The sequence below is a fragment of the Nocardioides sp. genome, from assembly GCF_035503875.1.
Lineage (GTDB): Bacteria > Actinomycetota > Actinomycetes > Propionibacteriales > Nocardioidaceae > Nocardioides.
In genome coordinates this window covers 1-18,662 of record NZ_DATJTA010000080.1, presented here as the reverse complement: position 1 = coordinate 18,662, position 18,662 = coordinate 1, and the positions used below count along the sequence as shown (strand labels likewise).

Genomic DNA, 18,662 nt, shown 5'->3' with positions numbered 1-18,662 from the left:
AGGCGCCCGAGCACAGGAACGGGGCACGTGCGTTCGGGTTTCATCACGCGGGTGACAACTTCCGCGATCAGGTCGGACGCGACCTCAGGCGCGTATGTCTCCGATGCGGCGACCGGCTTACGGTGTGCCGGAAGTCACGCCGTGAGGCGTGTTCGGCGGACAGTTGGTGGAGGAGTGGCTATGCGAGGACGGTTGGCGCGACGTGGGGTGGCCATCGCCGCAGCTCTGGCGCTGAGTGCGGCGGCGGGCGCGGTGCCGGCGGGGGCCGAGCCGGATCCAAGTGAGACAGTGCCGCTATCTGTTCCAGGAGCGGCGGTGTCGTTGGCACAGTCCGGCGAGTTGGTCGTGTGGAGCCAGGACGGTCGCCAGTCGACCCTGCCGGCCTCGCTCTCCGGCGTCGCGGTCTCGCAGGTGGTGCTGCCCATGAACGCCGGCCTGGCGTTGACGGCGGACGGTCGGGTCGTGGGGTGGGGTGCCAACCTTGATCGGCTGCAGCAGGTGCCGGCCGCGGTGGCTGCCACCAAGGTTGCGCAGATCGCGACCACGAACCTCCACGCCGGAGCGGTGACGCGTGATGGGCGGGTGCTCATGTGGGGTCGAAAAATGTCAAACCTCAACCCGTTGGACGTGCCGAGCGGCTTGCGCGACGTCGCCCAGTTGGCGGTCACCGCTAACGCCGCGATCGCCCTGAAGCGCGACGGCTCGGTCGTCGCGTGGGGTCGGAACCTCAACGGGATCACCGACGTCCCGGCCGGCCTGAAGGCGACGGCCGTCGTTGCAGGAAGCACGACAGCGTATGCGCTGACCGACGAGGGCACCTTGGTGCGTTGGGGTAACAACGCGACTGCCCCTCTTCCCGCGGCCGTTCAGCAACCGGGAAATGTCAAGGCCATCGCGGCTGCCGCCAACGGGGCTTTGGCATTGCTGGCGGACGACACTCTGGTGTCCTTCGATGGGGCTCTACTCGTTGACGTTCCCTCAGAGGTTCAGGGTCGGGGGCCGCTGCTGCTAGCGAACGGTGGCGACGATCTGGAGTTCGCGATCGTGGATCGGGATCGTGCTATTCACCACTGGATGAATTTGAGCGGTGGCCCCGATGAGGTCCCCTCGGACCTGGATGGTCGTCCGATTACGCACATCGCGTTGGGTCCGTATTCGGGCGGGCCGTCGACCACCGGCGGAGTCGTCATCCAGAAGATGCTGCGTGCGGAGCTCCCGCAGGTGCGTGGGTCGGTCCGGGTCGGGGCGGTGTTGACCGGCGTGCCCGGCACGTTCTCGGACGAACCGGACTCCGTGCAGAGCCAGTGGCTGGTCGGAGGTGCACCGGTGCCCGGCGCGGGAAGCTCCCTGGCGGTGACCGCGGCGATGGTCGGCAAGTCCATCACGTATCGCTCGACCGCCTCTAAGACCGGGGAGTCCCCGGTGTCATCGTCCTCGGCGGGCGTCACGGTACCTCCGGTCGTCGTACCCCCGGTTGCGTCGTCGACGAAGATCGTCAAGGTCGTGGTGGCGAAGAAGGCCGCCAAGGTGACCGTGACGGCGAAGGTCCGTGCGACGCGTCCCGCGACGGGCAAGGCCGTGGTGACGATCAAGAAGGGCAAGAAGGTCATCGTGTCGAAGACCGTCAACGTGCCGGCCTCCGGCGCGGCCAAGCTGACGGTCGGCAAGTTCTCGAAGCTTGTCGTCAAGAAGACGAAGGCCAAGGGCAAGAAGGCCAAGACCGCGCACCGCGGGAAGTACACGGTGAGCGTCAAGTACCTCGGGAACAAGCAGGTGAAGCCCAGCGCCGGAAGCGGGAAGTTCACGGTCAAGAGGTAGTCGCGGAAGCCGAAGCCAGCGTTCCTTGGGCACGCGGCGCCCCGAATTGGCGCCGCCTTAGGTCAAATGGTCACCGGACTCGAAGGCAGGGCTAGGAGCGAGTCGGAGACCGGACGTTGGCCCGGCGGCAGGAGCCACCAGCCCCGGGCCAACGTGTTGATGGACTATGCGTTGTGTTGCACTGGACGGGTCATCGGAAGTCGATGGCGCCCGATGTGGTGGTCGGCAGGTTGAATTTCATCTGGTTGAGGGTGATGCTGCCGGCCACGATGCCGAGGCAGGCGGGAGTCTGGTTGCGGAGCACTAGGCCGGAACCCTTGAACATGAGCTCCTGGTAGTTGACTCCGCTGACGGTCTTGATGGCCTCATCGAACTCAACCGCGACGTTGCCGTCGGCGCGGGCGGTGCAGGAGCTTCCCGTGAGGGTCTTTGTCAAACATTTCGACGCGATGTTCGCTCGGCCCAGGACGTTGTGCAGCTTCGGCTTGGAGGTCGATCCCGCCCATTTGCCGCTGTCGATAAGGCCAGCGTGGACGTTGTCGTTGAGCGGGGACTGCTTGACGTTGCCGGCTGTCAGGTTGACAACGCAACCTGCGTTCAGCGCGATGACGGAGTTGATCCCCAGCGGGGTCGGGCACGTAAGTGTGAACGTGCTGATGCTGGCAACCGTCCCGCCAGAGGTGAAAGGACCTCGGTTGACGTTGCCGGCGGCGGTGCCGCCGGCGCACGAGGTGGTGAACCCGAGGGCATCGAAGGTCATGGTGCCGCTCTTGAAGGAACCGGAGACCGGCACGGTACCGGCGGTGCCGTTGCCGTTCACCAGGATCTGGGTGATGTCGCTCCCGGTTGGGGACGAGGCCTGGGTGGAGGGGGTAAGTACGAGCAGTGCGGCCGTGGAGGCGGCGACTGTGGCGATGACGGCCTTGCGCACGTTCATAGGTCTTCTCCCTAGTCGTGGGGGTGGGGTGTCGGGGCCGACACCGTGGCGGCATCCTGCGTGAGGTGAATGCCGCCGGGTAAGGGAGACGGCGGTTTTCAGGGACAAGCTGGCGGCTTCCGTCATACCTGGGGGCGTCGGGTTGCGGGGTGCCTGTGCGCTGGGCTATGCAGTGACGTTGTGGATGCCATGAGATGAGTCCGCTCAGATCGATGGAGATCGCTGGCAAACACAAGTGGCCCGGCGGCAGGGATACCTGTCGCCGGGCCACGGGTGTCATTGCCCACTGGAGGTTCGGGGCACGGATGGGTTATCGGAAGTCGATGTTCCCGGTCGTGGTGGTGGGGAGGTTGAACGTGATCTGGTTGAGGGTGACGCTGCCGGACATGAGGCCGAGGCAGGCCGCGGTCTGGTTGCGCAGGGTGAGGCCGGGGCCCTTGAGGATGAGCTCCTGGTAGTTGACGCCGCTGACGGTCTTGATGGCCTCGTTGAACTCGACCGCGACGTTGCCGTCGGCACGGGCGGTGCAGGAGCTGCCGGGCAGAGTCACCGCTACGCACTTCGAACCAATCGATGCGCGGCCCAGTGCGTTGTGGAGCTTTGGCTTGGGTGTAGTGCCCGCCCACTTGCCGCTGTCGATGAGGCCCGGGTGGACGTTGTCGTTGAATGGTGTCTGCTTGACGTTGCCCATGGTCACGTAGATAAGGCAGCCGGGACTCACTGTCATGTTGGCGTTGATGCCCAGCGGAGTAGGGCAGCTGAGGGAGAGGGTACTGAGGCTGAAGGCGGTGCCGCCGGAGGTGAACGGGCCGCGGTTGACGTTGCCGGCGACGGTGCCGCCGGCGCACGAGGTGGTGAACGCGAGGGCGTCGAAGGTGAGGTTGCCAGCCTTGAGGGTGCCGGAGACCGCAACGGTTCCGGCGGTGCCGTTGCCGTTGATCGGGATCTGGGTGATGTCGCTCCCGGTCGGGGACGAGGCCTGGGCGGAGGGGGTGAGCACGAGCAGCGCGGCCGCCGAGACGGCGGCTGCGGCGGTGATGGCCTTGCGCAGATTCATGAGCTGCTCCCTGGTGATGTGGGTGAAGGTGTCAGGCTTGACACCGTCGATGGAATCCTCCGCGAGTCGAGTGCGGCCGGGTAGGGGAGATGGCGGCTGTCAGGGAAACGCTGGCGCTTTCCGTCACACCTGGGTCGAAGGTGTTGCGGAGTGCTCGCGCGCTGGTCTAAAAGGCGCATGCGCCCTTCGGGCAGAGCCGCTCAGATCGGCGTTTGATCCAAGGCCGTGCGTCGCACGGGAACGGACGAGTGGCCGGGCGCGGCAGGGATACCTGTCGCCGGGGCCACGGGTGTCATTGCCCACTGGAGGTTCGGGGCACGGATGGGTTATCGGAAGTCGATGTTCCCGGTCGTGGTGGTGGGAAGGTTGAACGTGATCTGGTTGAGGGTGACGGCGCCGCCCCAGATACCGAGGCAGGCAGGAGACTGGTTGCGCAGGGTGAGGCCGGGGCCCTTGAGGATGAGCTCCTGGTAGTTGACGCCGCTGACGGTCTTGATGGCCTCGTCGAACTCGACCGCGACGTTGCCGTCGGCACGGGCGGTGCAGGAGCTACCGCTCATGGCCATCGTCACGCACTTGGAGGCGATGGCCGCGCGGCCCAGGACGTTGTGCAGCTTCGGCTTGGGAGTGGAGCCCGCCCACTTGCCGCTGTCGATGAGGCCCGCGTGGACGTTGTCGTTGGGCGGGGTCTGCTTGACGTTGCCCATGGTCACGGTGGCGAGGCAGCTGGCGTTCAACGCGATGGTGGCGTTGATACCCAGCGGGGTGGGACAGGTGAGGGAGAGGGTACCGAAGCTGAAGGCGGTGCCGCCGGAGGTGAACGGGCCGCGGTTGACGTTGCCGGCGACGGTGCCGCCGGCGCACGAGGTGGTGAACCCGAGGGCGTCGAAGGTGGCCGTGCCGCTCTTGAAGGCGCCGGAGACCGCAACGGTGCCGGCGGTGCCGACGCCGTTCACCTGGATCACGGTGATGTCGCTCCCGGTCGGGGACGAGGCCTGGGCGGAGGGGGTGAGCACGAGCAGCGCGGCCGCCGAGACGGCGGCTGCGGCGGTGATGGCCCTGCGCAGATTCATGAGTTTGCTCCTCGGTCGGGAAGGGTGACGCCGTGCATAGCTAGGGCGATCGGGTCGTGGGACGCCTGTGTGCTCGGCGAAAGGAATAGGTTCCGAACGCCGTCTAGCGAGGAGACCGCTCAGCTCGACGGAGACCGCCGGCTGCGGGCGGGCAGACAGACCAGTGGCCCAGCGACAGGGAATTTCCTGTCGCCGGGCCACGGTGTCATTGCCCTACCGCGTGGTGGGGCGCGAACGGATCATCGGAAGTCGATGGCGCCCGTCGTGGTGGTGGGGAGGTTGAACTTGATCTGGTTGAGGGTGACGCTGCCGGACATGAGGCCGAGGCAGGCCAGGGTCTGGTTGCGCAGGGTGAGGCCGGGGCCCTTGAGGATGAGCTCCTGGTAGTTGACGCCGCCGACGGTCTTGATGGCCTCGTCGAACTCGACCGCGACGTTGCCGTCGGCACGGGCGGTGCAGGAGCTACCGCTCAGGGTCACCGTCACGCACTTGGAGGCGATGGCCGCGCGGCCCAGGACGTTGTGCAGCTTCGGCTTGGGAGTGGAGCCCGCCCACTTGCCGCTGTCGATGAGGCCCGCGTGGACGTTGTCGTTGAGCGGGGCCTGCTTGACGTTGCCCATGGTCACGGTGGCGAGGCAGCTGGCGTTCAACGCGATGGTGGCGTTGATACCCAGCGGGGTGGGACAGGTGAGCGAGAGGGTACCGAAGCTGAAGGCGGTGCCGCCGGAGGCGAACGGGCCGCGGTTGACGTTGCCGGCGACGGTGCCGCCGGCGCACGAGGTGGTGAACCCGAGGGCGTCGAAGGTGGCCGTGCCGCTCTTGAAGGCGCCGGAAACCGCAACGGTGCCGGCGGTGCCGACGCCGTTCACCTGGATCTGGGTGATGTCGCTCCCGGTCGGGGACGAGGCCTGGGCGGAGGGGGTGAGCACGAGCAGCGCGGCCGCCGAGACGGCGGCTGCGGCGGTGATGGCCTTGCGCAGATTCATGAGTTGCTCCCTGGTTGTGGGGGTGGTGTCGGGGTCGACACCGTGGGCGGCATCATGCGCGGCCCCAGCGCTACGGAGACAAGGGAAACAGCGGCTATCCGGGAAACCCTGGCGCTTTCCGTCACACCTGACCTGATCGGGTTGTCTGCGGCTGTGCACTGTGCTAGCGCGGCTTTTTCCTCGCCCTTGGATGCGCCGTTTGTCGCCAGGGTCACAAGTGTTGTCACGAGGGTCACAACTGTGGAGGCCGATTGCTGTGAATCTTGCCGACCCGGTTGCCGAGCCTCGCGTGCTGACCGAGGTTGGGCACATGCGACGCAAGATCTGGACGCGCTCCGGTCTCGGGCTGGTGCTTCTGGCGGCCCTGTTGACGACCGCGCAGTCCTCCCAGGCCGATGAGTGGTACCCGGGGCTTCCCGACGCCAGCTTCGGCACGTGGGCCAACACTTCTCAGGGCGGGCTCTCCTATGCGCGGCGCGCCAAGCAGTGGTTCCGCACGCCGGCCGCGATGACGGCGGCCGAATATGCCATCGGCCAGGAGCCCGACGACGGCTCGAAGCAGTGGATCCGCGCCGAGGCCTACTTCGTCTCGCCGAAGGGGGCGCCGGCCAACTACGGATACCTGGAGCCGATGACGGTGCGGTCCGTGGGGTTCGGGCTGATGCCGGTGGAGGCCACCGTGCAGATCAGCCAGCGTCGAGCCGGCAACTACCCCGTCCCGGTCAAGGTGCTGATGAGGACGCGTCTCTATTCGAGCACGGGCGGTGTCCTATGGGATCGCCAGTCCTTCCCGACCAACGTCATCGAGGACAGCATGAACGTCCGGATCGTGTCGGTGCGGGTCGACGGCGTGGATCTGGGGCTCAACGGAGACTGCCGGACCGTCACCCCGGCGCCGGTCAGGATGACCACGCCCGCCTATGACCGACCGATCGAGAACGACGTCGAGTGGTATCGCACCCACGACCCTGCCACGTACTACCACCCGATGTTCGGGGGGCAGTTGACGGGGTCGATCACGATTCCGCCCTTCACGGGGTGCACGACCAAGGCGGGCGACGACCTGTCACGACTGATGACCCTGTCCGTCTCAGGGCCCGACAATCCTGTGGCGGCCCGGACCGGGTGGTCGTGCGAGTTCGTCGTCAACGGCGCTCTGGGGCCGACGCCGCCGGGAGCGTCGAACCCGAAGCTCGGTGGCGAGGTCGGTGGGCGGGCTTCGGGCTTCGCGGACACCTGCCCGGGGCCGAAGCCGTTCGAGTATCCCGCACGCGGGAGCGAATAGACCTGACCCGAGCGCGCATGTTGTCACAGTGGTCACAACATGCGGCTCAGGTCCGACCCGATCTCGGTGTTCGCGCCTGATCGAGCGCCGCGGTGTTGCAGCCTGTCCTCGGCGGCAGGTGACCGCGGTCACAGGTCGCGAGCAATGACCGCGCAGCTCCCACAGATATCAACCGGCCCGTGCAGGGCCGCCCTACGAATCCAGGAGGCCCTCCCGTGGGCGGATCGGTCGAAGTCATCGGACTCAGCAAGACGTATGGACGCCAGAACATCTGGCACGACGTCACGCTGACCCTGCCCCCGGGTGAGATCACCGCGATGATGGGTCCCTCGGGCACCGGCAAGTCGGTGTTCCTGAAGTCGATCATCGGGCTCACCGAGCCCGAGGAGGGCCAGATCCTGATCGACGGGGTCGACATGGTCTCGGCCCGGGAGTCGCGCCGCCTCGAGCTCCGCAAGAAGTTCGGCGTGCTCTTCCAGGACGGCGCTCTCTTCGGCTCGCTGAACGTCTTCGACAACGTGGCCTTCCCGCTGCGCGAGCACACCAAGCTCAGCGAGTCCAAGATCCGCGACGTGGTGATGGAGAAGCTCGACATGGTCGGGCTGGTCGGGCAGGAGCACAAGCTGCCCGGCGCGATCTCCGGCGGCATGAAGAAGCGGGCCGGCCTGGCGCGCTCGCTGGTCACCGACCCGGAGATCATCCTCATCGACGAGCCCGACTCGGGCCTCGACCCGGTGCGTACGTCGAACCTGGCCGAGCTGCTGATCGAGGTCAACGCGGCCACCGACGCCACGATGCTCGTCGTCACCCACAACATCGAGCTCGCACGCACGCTGCCCGACAACCTCGGCATGCTCTACCGCCGTGAACTGGTGATGTTCGGTCCGCGCGAAGCGTTCCTGCTGACCGACCACCCGGTCGTGAGCCAGTTCATGAGCGGAGACCCGGACGGCCCGATCGGGATGAGCGAGGAGGCCGACCACAAGCGCAACGAGCCGATCTCGTACGACACGATGCCCTACCCCGGCTCCGCCGCGATCCGCACCGGCGCCCGGGCCATCGAGGTGCTGCCCCTGCAACTGGCGCCCCGGTCGGGCGCGGTCCGGGCCAGCGGCGAGCGGCACCGGGCGCGGGTCGCCTCCGGTGCGGCGACGCTGTACGTCGCCGACGACGAGGAGAACGACCGAGATCGGTCCGTCCCCAAGCCCATCCTCCCGGTCCGCGCCCTCGACGCGACCGGCAACCTCTTCGCGCTGGCCCTCGACACGGTGCGGGCCGCGTTCCGCCGGCCCTTCTCGGGCGTCGAGCTGATGCAGCAGTTCTGGTTCGTGGTGAGCGTCTCGTGGGTGCCCGCCATGCTGATCTCGATCCCGCTCGGCGCGGTGATCGCCCTGCAGCTCGGGACCCTGACCAAGCAGATCGGCGCCGAGTCCTTCACCGGCGCGGCCAGCGTGCTGGCCATGGTCCAACAGGCCTCACCGATGGTGACCACCCTGGTCATCGCTGGCGCCGGCGGCGCCGCCATCTGCGCCGAGATGGGCTCCCGAACCATCCGCGACGAGATCGACGCCATGAAGGTGATGGGGCTCGACCCCGTGCAACGCCTGGTCGTCCCGCGGGTGCTCGCCTGTGTGATGGCGGCCATCCTGCTCAACGGCCTGGTCGCGGTGGTCGGCGTGCTCGGCGGCTACTTCTTCAACGTCATCCTGCAGGGCGGCACCCCCGGTGCCTACCTGGCCAGCTTCACCGCGCTCGCCCAGATCTCCGACCTGTGGATCGGCGAGATCAAGGCCATCGTCTTCGGCTTCCTCGCCGGCGTGATCGCCTGTTACCGGGGTCTCAACACGGCCCCGGGGCCGAAGGGCGTGGGCGACTCGGTCAACCAGTCCGTGGTGATCACCTTCCTCATGCTCTTCTTCGTCAACTTCGTCCTCACCGCGTTGTACCTGACGCTGGTGCCCATGAAGGGGGCCTGACATGGCCGCACCCCAATCGAGGGGGCCCCAGCCCACCTTCCCGCCCCTGACGGCGGAGCTGGAGGGCCGCGCCCCGCGGCGCGCACAGCCGGGCGAGAGCCTCGCCGTGCGCCTGCTCAACCGTCCGGTGGACAAGCTCGGCAAGCTCGGCGCCGACATGCGCTTCTACCTCTCGGTGCTGGGGCACATCCCGACCACGCTGCGGCACTATCCCAAGGAGGTCATGCGGCTGCTCTCCGAGGTCAGCTTCGGCTCCGGGGCGCTGGCCGTGATCGGCGGCACCATCGGCGTGATGCTCGGGCTCACGCTCTCGGTGGGCTTCGTCGTCGGCATGCAGGGCTACGCGGCACTCGACCAGATCGGCGCCTCGGCCCTCAACGGGTTCATCTCCGCCTACTTCAACACCCGCGAGGTGGCGCCCATGGTCGCCGCGCTCGCGCTCTCCGCCACCGTCGGCTCCGGCTTCACCGCCCAGCTCGGCGCGATGCGGATCAACGAGGAGGTCGACGCCCTCACGGCGATGGCCGTGCCCGCGGTGCCGTACCTCATCACCACCCGGGTGATCGCCGGCTTCGTCGCGATCATCCCGCTCTACGTGATCGGCCTGCTCACCTCGTACGGCGGCGCCCGGATGGTGACCGTCTTCGTCTACGGCCAGTCCGCGGGCACCTACGACCACTACTTCGGGCTGTTCCTGCCGCCGATCGACATCCTGCTGTCGTTCGTGAAGGTCCTCTTCTTCTCGGTGATCATCATCATGGTGCACTGCCGGATGGGCTTCCAGGCCGTCGGCGGTCCCGCCGGCGTGGGGGTGGCCGTGGGCCGCGCGGTCCGCCGGAGCCTGGTCACCGTCGCCGTGCTCGACCTGATCCTGTCCATGGCGCTATGGGGCGCCTCCACCACGGTGAGGATCGCCGGATGAACGCCGCGAAGACGCGCGACCTGCTGATCGGCGTGGTCGCCATCGCCCTGGTGGTCGGTCTGCTGACCGTCGCCTACCTGGCCTATAACCGCACGCTGGTCCCGCACCGCGACGTCACGCTGCGCACCGACGTGGTGGGCAACGCGCTGAAGGTCGGCTCCGACGTGAAGTTCCAAGGCGTCCCGGTCGGCCAGGTCGCCAAGATCAGCGCCACCGACCAGGGCGCCGACCTGAGGCTGGCCCTGGACCCCGAGGTCCTACCGATGCTGCCCGAGAACGTCGTGGCCCGACTGCTACCCAAGACCATGTTCGGGGAGCGGTACGTCGCCCTCGTCCAGCCGGCCGTCGTCAGCAGCACGAAGCTGGAGGAGGGCGACGTGATCCGCCAGGACGACTCCGCCGAGGCGGCCGAGCTGCAGCAGGTCCTCGACGAGCTGCTGCCGATGCTGCGTGCCATCCAGCCCGAGAAGCTGTCCGCGATGCTCAGCGAGTTCGCCGGGATGCTCGACGGGCAGGGCGAGAACCTGGGCGACGCGATGGTCGAGTGGTCGACGTACGTGAAGAAGCTCAACCCCAAGGTGCCCCAGATCGCCGAGGACTTCGCGCTGCTGGCCGACGTCGCCGACGAGTGGAACATCGCGGCACCCGACCTTGTCGACGCGCTGTCGACCATGACCACCAGCTCACAGACGCTGGTCGACAAGCAGACCGAGCTGCGTGACGTCTACGCCAGCGTGATCGGCTCGTCCGACACCGCCCGCGGCTGGGTCACCGAGAACCACGACACCATCGTGGTGCTGACCCGCGAGAGCAAGGCGGCGCTGCGGGCCACGGCGCCGTACGCGTCCCAGTTCCCCTGCCTGTTCCGGGCGGTCGCCAACTTCAAGCCGCGCATCGACAAGGCCCTCGGCGTCGGCACCGACGAGCCGGGCATGCACGCCGTGCTGAAGGTGATGCCGGCCCGCACCAAGTACCTCGCGGGCAAGGACGACATCAGCTTCGCCAAGGGCACGCCGGCCCCCCGCTGCCCCTACGTGACCGGCAAGGTGGGCGCCTCGCCCGTCAAGCGGAGCACTGCCGGCGACGGCGCGGCGGGCACGCAGTGGCCGGAGAGCTCGCGCGTCGACGACGAGACCGACACCGGGACCGAGGAGGGCGACGACCCGGTCGCCATCGGTCCGCCGCCCCGGGCGAACGCCGACTCCTTCCTGACGGCCCTGGCCGGCCTGGGAGACGCGAACTCGCCCGGTGAGAACCAGTTGATCGCCGAGCTGGTGGCACCCACCCAGGGACTGGCTCCGGCCGAGTACCCGGACTGGGGCTCGCTGCTGGTCGGCCCGACCCTGCGGAACACCAAGGTGGTGCTGCGATGACGAAGGACGCCAACCACGGACCGCTCTGGGCCATCGGCCTCAAGAGCGTGGTCTTCACCGTGGCGACGGTGATCGTGACCGGGATCCTGGCCATGACCATCCGCAACAGCTCCTCCGGAGAGGCGCAGGAGTACACCGCGGTGTTCACCGACGCGACGAGCGTGAACCGCGGCGACGACGTACGCATCGCCGGGGTCAAGGTCGGCACCGTGCGCGACGTCGCCGTCACCGACAAGCGGATGGCGAAGGTCCGGTTCACCATCCGCAAGGGGGTGCCGATCCGCAACGACGCCGTGATCCAGATCAGGTTCCGCAACATGGTCGGCCAGCGCTACCTCGCCGTCGTGCAGGGCGCGCAGTCCACGGAGCCTGGCGGGGGCAGCTCGATCGTCCCGGCCAGCGCGACCACCGGCGGCGAGATCAAGGCCGGACACACCTTCGGTGTGGACGCCACACGTCCGGCGCTGGACCTGACCGTCCTCTTCAACGGCTTCCGGCCGTTGATGCAGATGCTCAACCCCGACGACGTCAACAAGCTGAGCGAGCAGATCATCGCCGTGTTCCAGGGCGAGGACGCCACCGTCGAGGGGTTGCTGCAGAGCACCGCCAGCCTCACGACGACGCTCGCCGAGAAGGACGAGGTGATCGGCGAGCTGATCGACTCCCTCAGCAGCGTGATGCAGACGGTCGACGGCCGGTCCGACCAGCTGGACCTCACCATCACCACGATGCAGCAGCTCGTCTCCGGGCTCTCGGCCGACCGCGCCGCCATCGGCGAGTCGATCGAGGGGATGGGCGCCCTGACCGACCGCGTCTCCAGCCTGCTGGGGGAGACCCGCCCGGCGCTGCGCAAGTCGATCGGCCACCTCGGCGTACTCTCCGAGACCCTCGACGAGCACAGCGAGGAGGTCGACAGCTTCCTGAAGCTGCTGCCCACCAAGCTGGACCGGATCGGCCGCCTCGGCAGCTACGGCTCCTGGCTCAACTTCTACCTGTGCTCCATGGACGGACGGATCCCGATGCCCGAGGGCTACATGGGTGATCTCGGCGTCCTCCCGGTCGCGAAGAGGTGCCGCTGATGACTCGATACCCCCGCGCGTTCACGGAGCGCAACCGGGTGCTGATCGCCGTGATCGGCCTGACCGTCATGGGCGTCCTCTTCTACGGCGCCATGCAGATGACCTCGCTGCCGATCGTCGGCCAGGGCAAGGTCCACCAGGCCGTCTTCACCGAGGGCGGCGGGCTGCGCGCCGGTGACGAGGTCCGGGTCGCCGGCGTACGGGTCGGCGAGGTGACCGAGGTCCAGCTCGACGGGGACCAGGTCGTCGTCAGCTTCCGGGCCAAGGACATCGACCTGCCGGCGCAGACGACCGCCGCGATCAAGGTCAAGACCATGCTGGGGCAGAAGTTCCTGGCCGTCGACCCGATGGGCACCGGCACCCTGACGGAGGCGATCCCGCTGGAGCGCACCACGACGCCGTACGACGTCAACGCGGCGGTCTCGGACATGGCCACCACGTTCAACGAGATCGACACCGCCCAGCTCGAGGAGAGCTTCGACGCGCTGTCGGCCGCCTTCGAGAACACCCCGGCGTCGGTGCAGAAGATGGTCGGCGGTCTCACCGAGCTCTCGCGCACCATCTCCACCCGGGACGAGGACCTGGCCGAGCTGCTGGAGGCCACGAACGGCGTCAGCGGCACCCTGGCGGAACGCAACCAGGAGCTCGCCGCCCTCTTCACCGACGGCTCCGACCTGCTCGCCGAGCTGCAGAACCGGCGCGAGGCCGTCCACGCGATGTGGGTCGGCACCCGCGACCTGGGGACCCAGGTGCGCGGCCTCGTCGACGACAACCAGGAGACCCTGGCACCGGCGCTGGCCAAGCTCGACCGGGTCTCGGCGATCCTCAACCGGAACCAGGAGAACCTGGACGACGCGCTCTCGATGCTCGGCCCCTACTACCGGGTCATGGCGTCCGCGCTCGGCAACGGCCGGTGGATCGACTCCTACCTGTGCGGACTCTTCGACAAGAACGGTGACCCCGTGCTCCAGAACGACGTGATCCGCGACTGCGCTCCCGGAGGTGCCCAGTGACCAGCACGAGAGCACGACGCTGGCTGGTGGCCGGCCTGGTCGTCGCCCTGATCGTCGCCGGAGCCCTGGGCGCCCGGGCGCTGCTGCGCGACGAGCCGGTCCGGTTCACCGCGATGTTCGACTCCACCGTGGGGCTCTACGAGGGCTCGGACGTGCAGGTCCTCGGCGTGCCCGTCGGCAAGGTGACCGAGGTGTCGGCCGAGGGTGAGGTCGTCCGGGTCAGCATGGAGCTGGACCCCGACCAGGCCGTCGCCGCCGACACGAAGGCCGTCATCGTCGCCCCCACCATGGTGAGCGACCGGTTCGTCCAGCTGACCGAGCCGTGGCAGGAGGAGTCCGGTGAGGACCGGCTGGCCAGCGGCGCGGTGATCGAGAAGGACCGGACCGCCGTACCCGTGGAGATCGACGACCTGTACGACGGGTTGAAGGACGTGTCCGAGGCGCTCGGACCTCGCGGGGCCAACAGGAACGGCGCCCTGAGCAAGCTGCTCGAGGTCGGCGCCGACAACCTGGAGGGTCAGGGCGAGGGGCTGAACACCATGATCCGTGAGTTCGGCGTGGCCAGTGCCACCCTCGCCGATCTCGACGAGAGCTTCTTCGGCACCATGGCCAACCTCGACGAGGTCAACAAGATGCTCGTCGAGAACGACGACACGGTCGCCGAGGTCAACGACCAGTTCGCCGACGTCGCGGGCTTCCTGGCCGAGGACCGCGAGGAGATGGGCAAGGCCGCCGAGAACCTGGCCGACGCCATGGCGGTGCTCGACGACTTCATCCGGGAGAACCGGGCGAACCTGCAGACGAGCGTCGAGAACCTGGTGCCGACGACCAAGGCCCTGCAGCGCCAGCGCGACTCGCTGGAGGAGATGATCCGTCTGGCACCGCTCCTCCTGCACAACCTGCGCGAGGCCTACGACCCGGAGTACAACCTCATCGCCGGCCGCGGCAACGTCAACGAGGTCTCGGTGTGGAGCAACGACGGGCTCAGCGCCCGCAGCTCGAAGACCGCCCCGCCGACCATGCTCGACGGCGGCTCGACGGACAGGAGCGAGCGATGAGTCTCGGCACCGCTCTTCGCGGCTCGCGGCCCGGTCGTCGGATCGGACTGGTCGGGTCGGCGCTCGGCCTGGCCCTGCTGCTGACCGGCTGCGGCCTGGGCAAGGACCTCTACAACACCCCGCTGCCCGGCGGCGCCGACGTGGGCGACGACCCCATGACCGTCACCGTGGACTTCCGCGACGTCGTCGACCTGGTGCCGCAGAGCAGCGTCAAGGTCGAGAACATCGCGGTCGGCCGGGTCTCGACGATCAAGCTCAACCCGGACGGCCAGAGCGCGCGGGCGACCCTGCTGGTGCGCCGCGACGTCGACCTCCCCGCAGGAACGACCGCCCGGCTGCAGCAGACCTCGCTGCTCGGCGAGAAGTACGTCGCCCTCCTGCGGCCCGCCGCGGGCGAGGAGGGCCAGGGGTCGCTGGCGTCGGGGGCACACATCCCGATCCAGGACACCAGCCAGATCGCCGAGATCGAGCAGGTCCTCGGGGCGCTGTCCCTCGTCGTCAACGGCGGCGGACTCGCCAAGTTCCAGGAGATCTCCCGCGAGCTCCAGCAGGTCTCCGATGGGCGACCCGAGGAGATCCGCGGCTTCCTGCGCAACATGGAGACCTTCGTGTCGTCGCTGGACTCCCGCAAGGCCTCGATCACGGACGCGCTCGACTCGGTCGCGACCCTGTCGGCCACCCTGGACGCGGACCGGGCCAAGATCGCGACCGCCCTGGAGGGGCTCAGCCCCGGCATGCAGGTGCTGGTCGAGCAGCGCGAGCAACTGGTCGAGATGCTGACCGCGTTGGACAAGCTCAGCGACGCCTCGGTGCGCACGCTGAACGCGTCCCAGGAGGACATGGTCGAGGACATGAAGCTGCTCGAGCCGATCCTGCGGGAGCTGGCCGAGTCCGGGGACGCGCTGCCGAACTCCCTGGAGCTGCTGCTGACGTACCCGTTCTCCGACTCGGTGCTCGACGCGATCAAGGGTGACTACCTGAACGTCTTCGTCACGGCGAACTACACCTCGCTGCCGGCCAGCTGCACGGGGATGGGCTGTCCCTGGCCTCAGCTGCCGGATCTCAACACCACGCCCGCGATCGACCCGCTGGCGACCGTGTCGCCGTCGCCGTCGCCGTCTTCGGGCAACGCGCCGACGAAGGCGAAGCCGAAGCCGGGCAAGCCGAGTGGAAAGCCCGACCCGACCAAGCCGTCCGGCTCGGCAAGCCCGACCGGAGGTGGGACCGCATCGCCGAGCGGGCCGGGTTCTGCCGGCCCCACGTCCGGTGCGGCCTCGCCCTCGCCGAGCCTGCTCCCGCCCACCGACTCGGCGATGCCGGGGCTGCCTGAGCCCTCGGTCCAGGTGCCTGTCACGGATGCGCCGTCCGGCGCCGCGACCACCCCGGGAGGGGAGGACTGATGCTCTCGTTCATGACCCGCGCGAAGGTCGTCGCGTTCGTGGTGATCTCGCTGGTGACGACGTCCTTCCTGGCCGTGCAGTACGTCGGGCTGGACCGCTACCTCGGTGGATACCAGGTGACCGTCGACCTGCCGGAGACCGGGGGCCTTTTCGAGAACTCCCAGGTCACCTACCGCGGCGTACCGGTCGGCAAGGTCGAGTCGCTGACGGCATCTCCTGAAGGCGCGCACGCGGTGGTCCGGATCGAGCGCGGTGCGCCAGACATCCCGGCCGAGGTGCGCGGCCGGGTGGTGAACCGCTCGGCGATCGGTGAGCAGTACCTCGACCTGCGCGGCGGTTCCACCGACGACGAGTTGCTGGACGAGGGGGCGCACCTCACCCTCACCGCGGCCGACCTGCCGCCGTCGATCGACGGACTGCTGCGCAGCAGCCGGGACTTCGTCGCCTCCGTGCCGTCCGACGCCCTCGACACCGTGATCGACGAGACCGAGGCCATGACCCGTGGCAACGGGGAGAACCTGGCCCGACTGGTGGAGACCTCCGCGGACTTCGCCCGGACGGCCGACCGCAACTTCCTGATGACGGCCAGCCTGATCGACAACTCGGGCACCGTGCTGACCACCCAGAAGGCCGCCGCGTCGAGCTTCAAGAGCTTCAGCGAGGACCTGAGCCTGGTGGCCGACGCCTTCGCGGAGCAGGACGACGACTGGCGCAAGCTGGTGGAGAACGCTCCGGCGGCGGCCAAGCAGATCGACGCGCTGTTCAGCTCGGTGGGCCAGCCGCTCGGTCAGCTGATGGGGAACCTGGTCTCCACCGCGGAGGTGTACGGCACCAACGCGGCCGGGGTGAAGGAGACCATGGTCCGGCTGCCCGAGGGCATCTCCATTACGTACGCGGTGATGACCGGCAAGGGCATGCAGGGCGGCCTGCAGCCGACGTTCTTCACGCCCTTGCCGTGCGTCAACGGCGGCTACAAGAAGACCGAGATGCGCCCCGGCACCGACGTCTCGCCGGGCGAGCCGTTCAACGAGGACGCGGGTTGTCTGCGACCCTCGGACGGCGGCAACGTGCGTGGGCCGTCGGCCGACATGCCGGGCGACAAGCGGAAGGGCCGGGACTCCCGCCGGAGTACGGTCTCTGCTGCCGACAGCATGGAGGACCTCATGGGTGGTGAGCAGTGAACGCGACCGATCCGGAGCCGCGCTTCGAGATCCGGAACCGGAAGGGCGCGCAGCCGCCCGTCCCGCCGGAGGACCCACCGGTCGACGAGCCGCAGGACGAGGTCGTCCAGGAGGAGACTGATTCGGCACCACCGGAGGAGACCCCGAAGGTCGCCGCCGAGCCGCGGCCGGGCCGCAGCGGCCTCTGGGTCTGGGGCGTGTGCGCGGTGGCGATCGTCGCGGTCGTCCTCGCCTTCTTCTCCTGGCGTTCCGCCGACAACGATCCCGACCGGGCACGGGCGGACCTGCGGGACACGGCCGTGATCCAGGGCACCGAGGCGGTCGAGACGATGAACTCCATCGACTACCGCGACGTGGCGTCCGGCGTCGCGGCCTGGCAGGACGTGTCGACGGGGGTCCTGCACGATCAGCTGGTCGCGATGACCCCGGAGGACCAGCAGCTGCTGGCCGACCAGAAGAAGATCGCCACCGGGCGGGTCGTCCAGGCGGCGCTCAGCGATCTGACCGACCGTACGGCGACCCTGCTCGTCGCCGTCGAGGTCACCGTGCGGGGCGAGGACGTGACCGCCCAGCCCACCGTGAAGCGGAACCGGTTCGCCGCGGATCTGGTCCTGGTCAAGGGCACGTGGAAGCTGGAGAACCTGGCTCAGGTGGCGGTGGGGACGTGATGGGACGGATCAAGGGACTCCTCCGGATCGGCACCGCGCAGGCGATCGCCCTCGCGCTCGCCGTCGTGCTGTTCGTCATCGCGGGCGTCCTCGTCTTCCAGGAGCGCTCGCTCCGCGACGACCCGGCCCTGACCAACCGCGCTCAGCTGGACGAGACCGCTCAGGCCGGCGTGGTGACCGTGGTGACGCGCGGCCTGACCCAGGTGCTCAGCTACGACTACACGCAGCCCGAGGCCACCCGCGCGTTCGCCGACGAGAGCCTCAGCGGCCAGGCGCGCGAGCAGTACGACACCCTGTTCGCCAGTCTCGCCGAGCGCGCTCCGGGGCAGCAGCTCACCTTGAGCGTGGTCGTCCAGGCCACCGGCGTACGCGAGCTGACCCCCGACAAGGCCACCCTCCTGGTCTTCCTCGACCAGACCAGCTCGCGAGCCGAGGACGAGGAGAAGTCGGTCTCGGCGGCCCAGCTGAACGTCACCGCCGAGCGCGAGGGCCGCTCCTGGGTGATCACCGGCCTCAAGCCCCTCTAGACCCACCGCGATCGAAGACCCCCGCAGCCGATTCGGCTGTGGGGGTCTTCGTCGTCTGCGTGGGTGGTACGTCGAGTCGGCAGTAGTTGCGTGTCGAGTCGGCAGTTCTTGTGGACGGTTGGGGTGGTTGTGTCGGCAAGTTCTGCCGACTCGACGGGCTACTCGACCAGCGTGGTGCGTTGGTGGAAGAGGTCGAAGTCGGTGTGGTCGCCGGCTTTCCAGAGGGGGACGCTGGATTTGAGGACGAGGGTCATGCGGAGGGTGGATTCGGGGTCGCGGAGGGTGTCGCCGAAGAGTTCGTTGATGCGT

General features: G+C 68.4%; 16 protein-coding genes and 1 pseudogene. 13 read left to right on the top strand and 4 right to left on the bottom strand.

What is annotated here, in order from left to right:
- Positions 1-207 precede the first annotated feature (207 nt).
- Complete coding sequence (locus VMF51_RS18825; RefSeq protein ID WP_325475997.1) at positions 208-1,818, top strand: hypothetical protein; 1,611 nt, start codon at positions 208-210, stop codon at positions 1,816-1,818.
- 190 nt (positions 1,819-2,008) lie between these two features.
- Here VMF51_RS18825 and VMF51_RS18820 read toward each other — a convergent pair whose 3' ends face one another.
- From VMF51_RS18820 to VMF51_RS18805, 4 genes are all read right to left on the bottom strand, one after another.
- The gene (locus VMF51_RS18820) at positions 2,009-2,755 is read right to left on the bottom strand and encodes a hypothetical protein (protein WP_325475996.1); all 747 of its coding nucleotides are present in this window, start codon (positions 2,753-2,755) and stop codon (positions 2,009-2,011) included.
- A gap of 310 nt (positions 2,756-3,065) precedes the next feature.
- Positions 3,066-3,812, bottom strand: coding sequence for a hypothetical protein (locus tag VMF51_RS18815; protein ID WP_325475995.1), 747 nt, complete (start codon positions 3,810-3,812; stop codon positions 3,066-3,068).
- A gap of 326 nt (positions 3,813-4,138) precedes the next feature.
- On the bottom strand, positions 4,139-4,885 hold the full coding sequence (locus VMF51_RS18810; protein ID WP_325475994.1) for a hypothetical protein: 747 nt from the start codon (positions 4,883-4,885) through the stop codon (positions 4,139-4,141).
- 239 nt (positions 4,886-5,124) lie between these two features.
- On the bottom strand, positions 5,125-5,871 hold the full coding sequence (locus VMF51_RS18805) for a hypothetical protein (RefSeq protein WP_325475993.1): 747 nt from the start codon (positions 5,869-5,871) through the stop codon (positions 5,125-5,127).
- Between the two features lie 310 nt (positions 5,872-6,181).
- Between VMF51_RS18805 and VMF51_RS18800 the strand changes: the two genes are divergently transcribed.
- From VMF51_RS18800 to VMF51_RS18745, 12 genes and pseudogenes are all read left to right on the top strand, one after another.
- Positions 6,182-7,156, top strand: coding sequence for a hypothetical protein (locus VMF51_RS18800; protein ID WP_325475992.1), 975 nt, complete (start codon positions 6,182-6,184; stop codon positions 7,154-7,156).
- A gap of 179 nt (positions 7,157-7,335) precedes the next feature.
- Positions 7,336-7,968 (top strand): annotated as a pseudogene (locus tag VMF51_RS18795) (ABC transporter ATP-binding protein); the annotation flags it as partial.
- A gap of 396 nt (positions 7,969-8,364) precedes the next feature.
- Positions 8,365-9,132, top strand: coding sequence for an ABC transporter permease (locus tag VMF51_RS18790; protein ID WP_325476057.1), 768 nt, complete (start codon positions 8,365-8,367; stop codon positions 9,130-9,132).
- Between the two features lie 157 nt (positions 9,133-9,289).
- On the top strand, positions 9,290-10,054 hold the full coding sequence (locus VMF51_RS18785) for an ABC transporter permease (protein ID WP_325476056.1): 765 nt from the start codon (positions 9,290-9,292) through the stop codon (positions 10,052-10,054).
- On the top strand, positions 10,051-11,427 hold the full coding sequence (locus tag VMF51_RS18780) for an MCE family protein (RefSeq protein ID WP_325475991.1): 1,377 nt from the start codon (positions 10,051-10,053) through the stop codon (positions 11,425-11,427). The genes VMF51_RS18785 and VMF51_RS18780 overlap by 4 nt, the downstream gene beginning before the upstream one ends.
- A complete protein-coding gene (locus VMF51_RS18775) occupies positions 11,424-12,506 on the top strand; it encodes an MlaD family protein (RefSeq protein ID WP_325475990.1) in 1,083 nt (360 codons plus the stop codon). The genes VMF51_RS18780 and VMF51_RS18775 overlap by 4 nt, the downstream gene beginning before the upstream one ends.
- Positions 12,506-13,519, top strand: a complete 1,014-nt coding sequence (locus VMF51_RS18770; RefSeq protein ID WP_325475989.1) for an MCE family protein — start codon at positions 12,506-12,508, stop codon at positions 13,517-13,519. Before VMF51_RS18775 ends, VMF51_RS18770 begins: the two co-directional genes overlap by 1 nt.
- Positions 13,516-14,577, top strand: coding sequence for an MCE family protein (locus VMF51_RS18765; protein WP_325475988.1), 1,062 nt, complete (start codon positions 13,516-13,518; stop codon positions 14,575-14,577). The genes VMF51_RS18770 and VMF51_RS18765 overlap by 4 nt, the downstream gene beginning before the upstream one ends.
- The gene (locus tag VMF51_RS18760) at positions 14,574-15,977 is read left to right on the top strand and encodes an MCE family protein (RefSeq protein WP_325475987.1); all 1,404 of its coding nucleotides are present in this window, start codon (positions 14,574-14,576) and stop codon (positions 15,975-15,977) included. Before VMF51_RS18765 ends, VMF51_RS18760 begins: the two co-directional genes overlap by 4 nt.
- A gap of 11 nt (positions 15,978-15,988) precedes the next feature.
- Complete coding sequence (locus VMF51_RS18755; RefSeq protein WP_325475986.1) at positions 15,989-17,158, top strand: MlaD family protein; 1,170 nt, start codon at positions 15,989-15,991, stop codon at positions 17,156-17,158.
- Complete coding sequence (locus VMF51_RS18750; protein ID WP_325475985.1) at positions 17,155-17,826, top strand: hypothetical protein; 672 nt, start codon at positions 17,155-17,157, stop codon at positions 17,824-17,826. The genes VMF51_RS18755 and VMF51_RS18750 overlap by 4 nt, the downstream gene beginning before the upstream one ends.
- Positions 17,823-18,353, top strand: coding sequence for a hypothetical protein (locus VMF51_RS18745; protein ID WP_325475984.1), 531 nt, complete (start codon positions 17,823-17,825; stop codon positions 18,351-18,353). The genes VMF51_RS18750 and VMF51_RS18745 overlap by 4 nt, the downstream gene beginning before the upstream one ends.
- The last annotated feature ends 309 nt before the right edge of the window (positions 18,354-18,662 follow it).

Bases quoted from the DNA above. Each gene is read 5' to 3' on its own strand.
- VMF51_RS18820 (WP_325475996.1), bottom strand. From the start codon at position 2,755: ATGAACGTGCGCAAGGCCGTCATCGCCACAGTCGCCGCCTCCACGGCC.
- VMF51_RS18815 (WP_325475995.1), bottom strand. From the start codon at position 3,812: ATGAATCTGCGCAAGGCCATCACCGCCGCAGCCGCCGTCTCGGCGGCC.
- VMF51_RS18810 (WP_325475994.1), bottom strand. From the start codon at position 4,885: ATGAATCTGCGCAGGGCCATCACCGCCGCAGCCGCCGTCTCGGCGGCC.
- VMF51_RS18805 (WP_325475993.1), bottom strand. From the start codon at position 5,871: ATGAATCTGCGCAAGGCCATCACCGCCGCAGCCGCCGTCTCGGCGGCC.
- VMF51_RS18800 (WP_325475992.1), top strand. From the start codon at position 6,182: ATGCGACGCAAGATCTGGACGCGCTCCGGTCTCGGGCTGGTGCTTCTG.
- VMF51_RS18785 (WP_325476056.1), top strand. From the start codon at position 9,290: ATGCGCTTCTACCTCTCGGTGCTGGGGCACATCCCGACCACGCTGCGG.
- VMF51_RS18780 (WP_325475991.1), top strand. From the start codon at position 10,051: ATGAACGCCGCGAAGACGCGCGACCTGCTGATCGGCGTGGTCGCCATC.
- VMF51_RS18775 (WP_325475990.1), top strand. From the start codon at position 11,424: ATGACGAAGGACGCCAACCACGGACCGCTCTGGGCCATCGGCCTCAAG.
- VMF51_RS18770 (WP_325475989.1), top strand. From the start codon at position 12,506: ATGACTCGATACCCCCGCGCGTTCACGGAGCGCAACCGGGTGCTGATC.
- VMF51_RS18760 (WP_325475987.1), top strand. From the start codon at position 14,574: ATGAGTCTCGGCACCGCTCTTCGCGGCTCGCGGCCCGGTCGTCGGATC.
- VMF51_RS18755 (WP_325475986.1), top strand. From the start codon at position 15,989: ATGACCCGCGCGAAGGTCGTCGCGTTCGTGGTGATCTCGCTGGTGACG.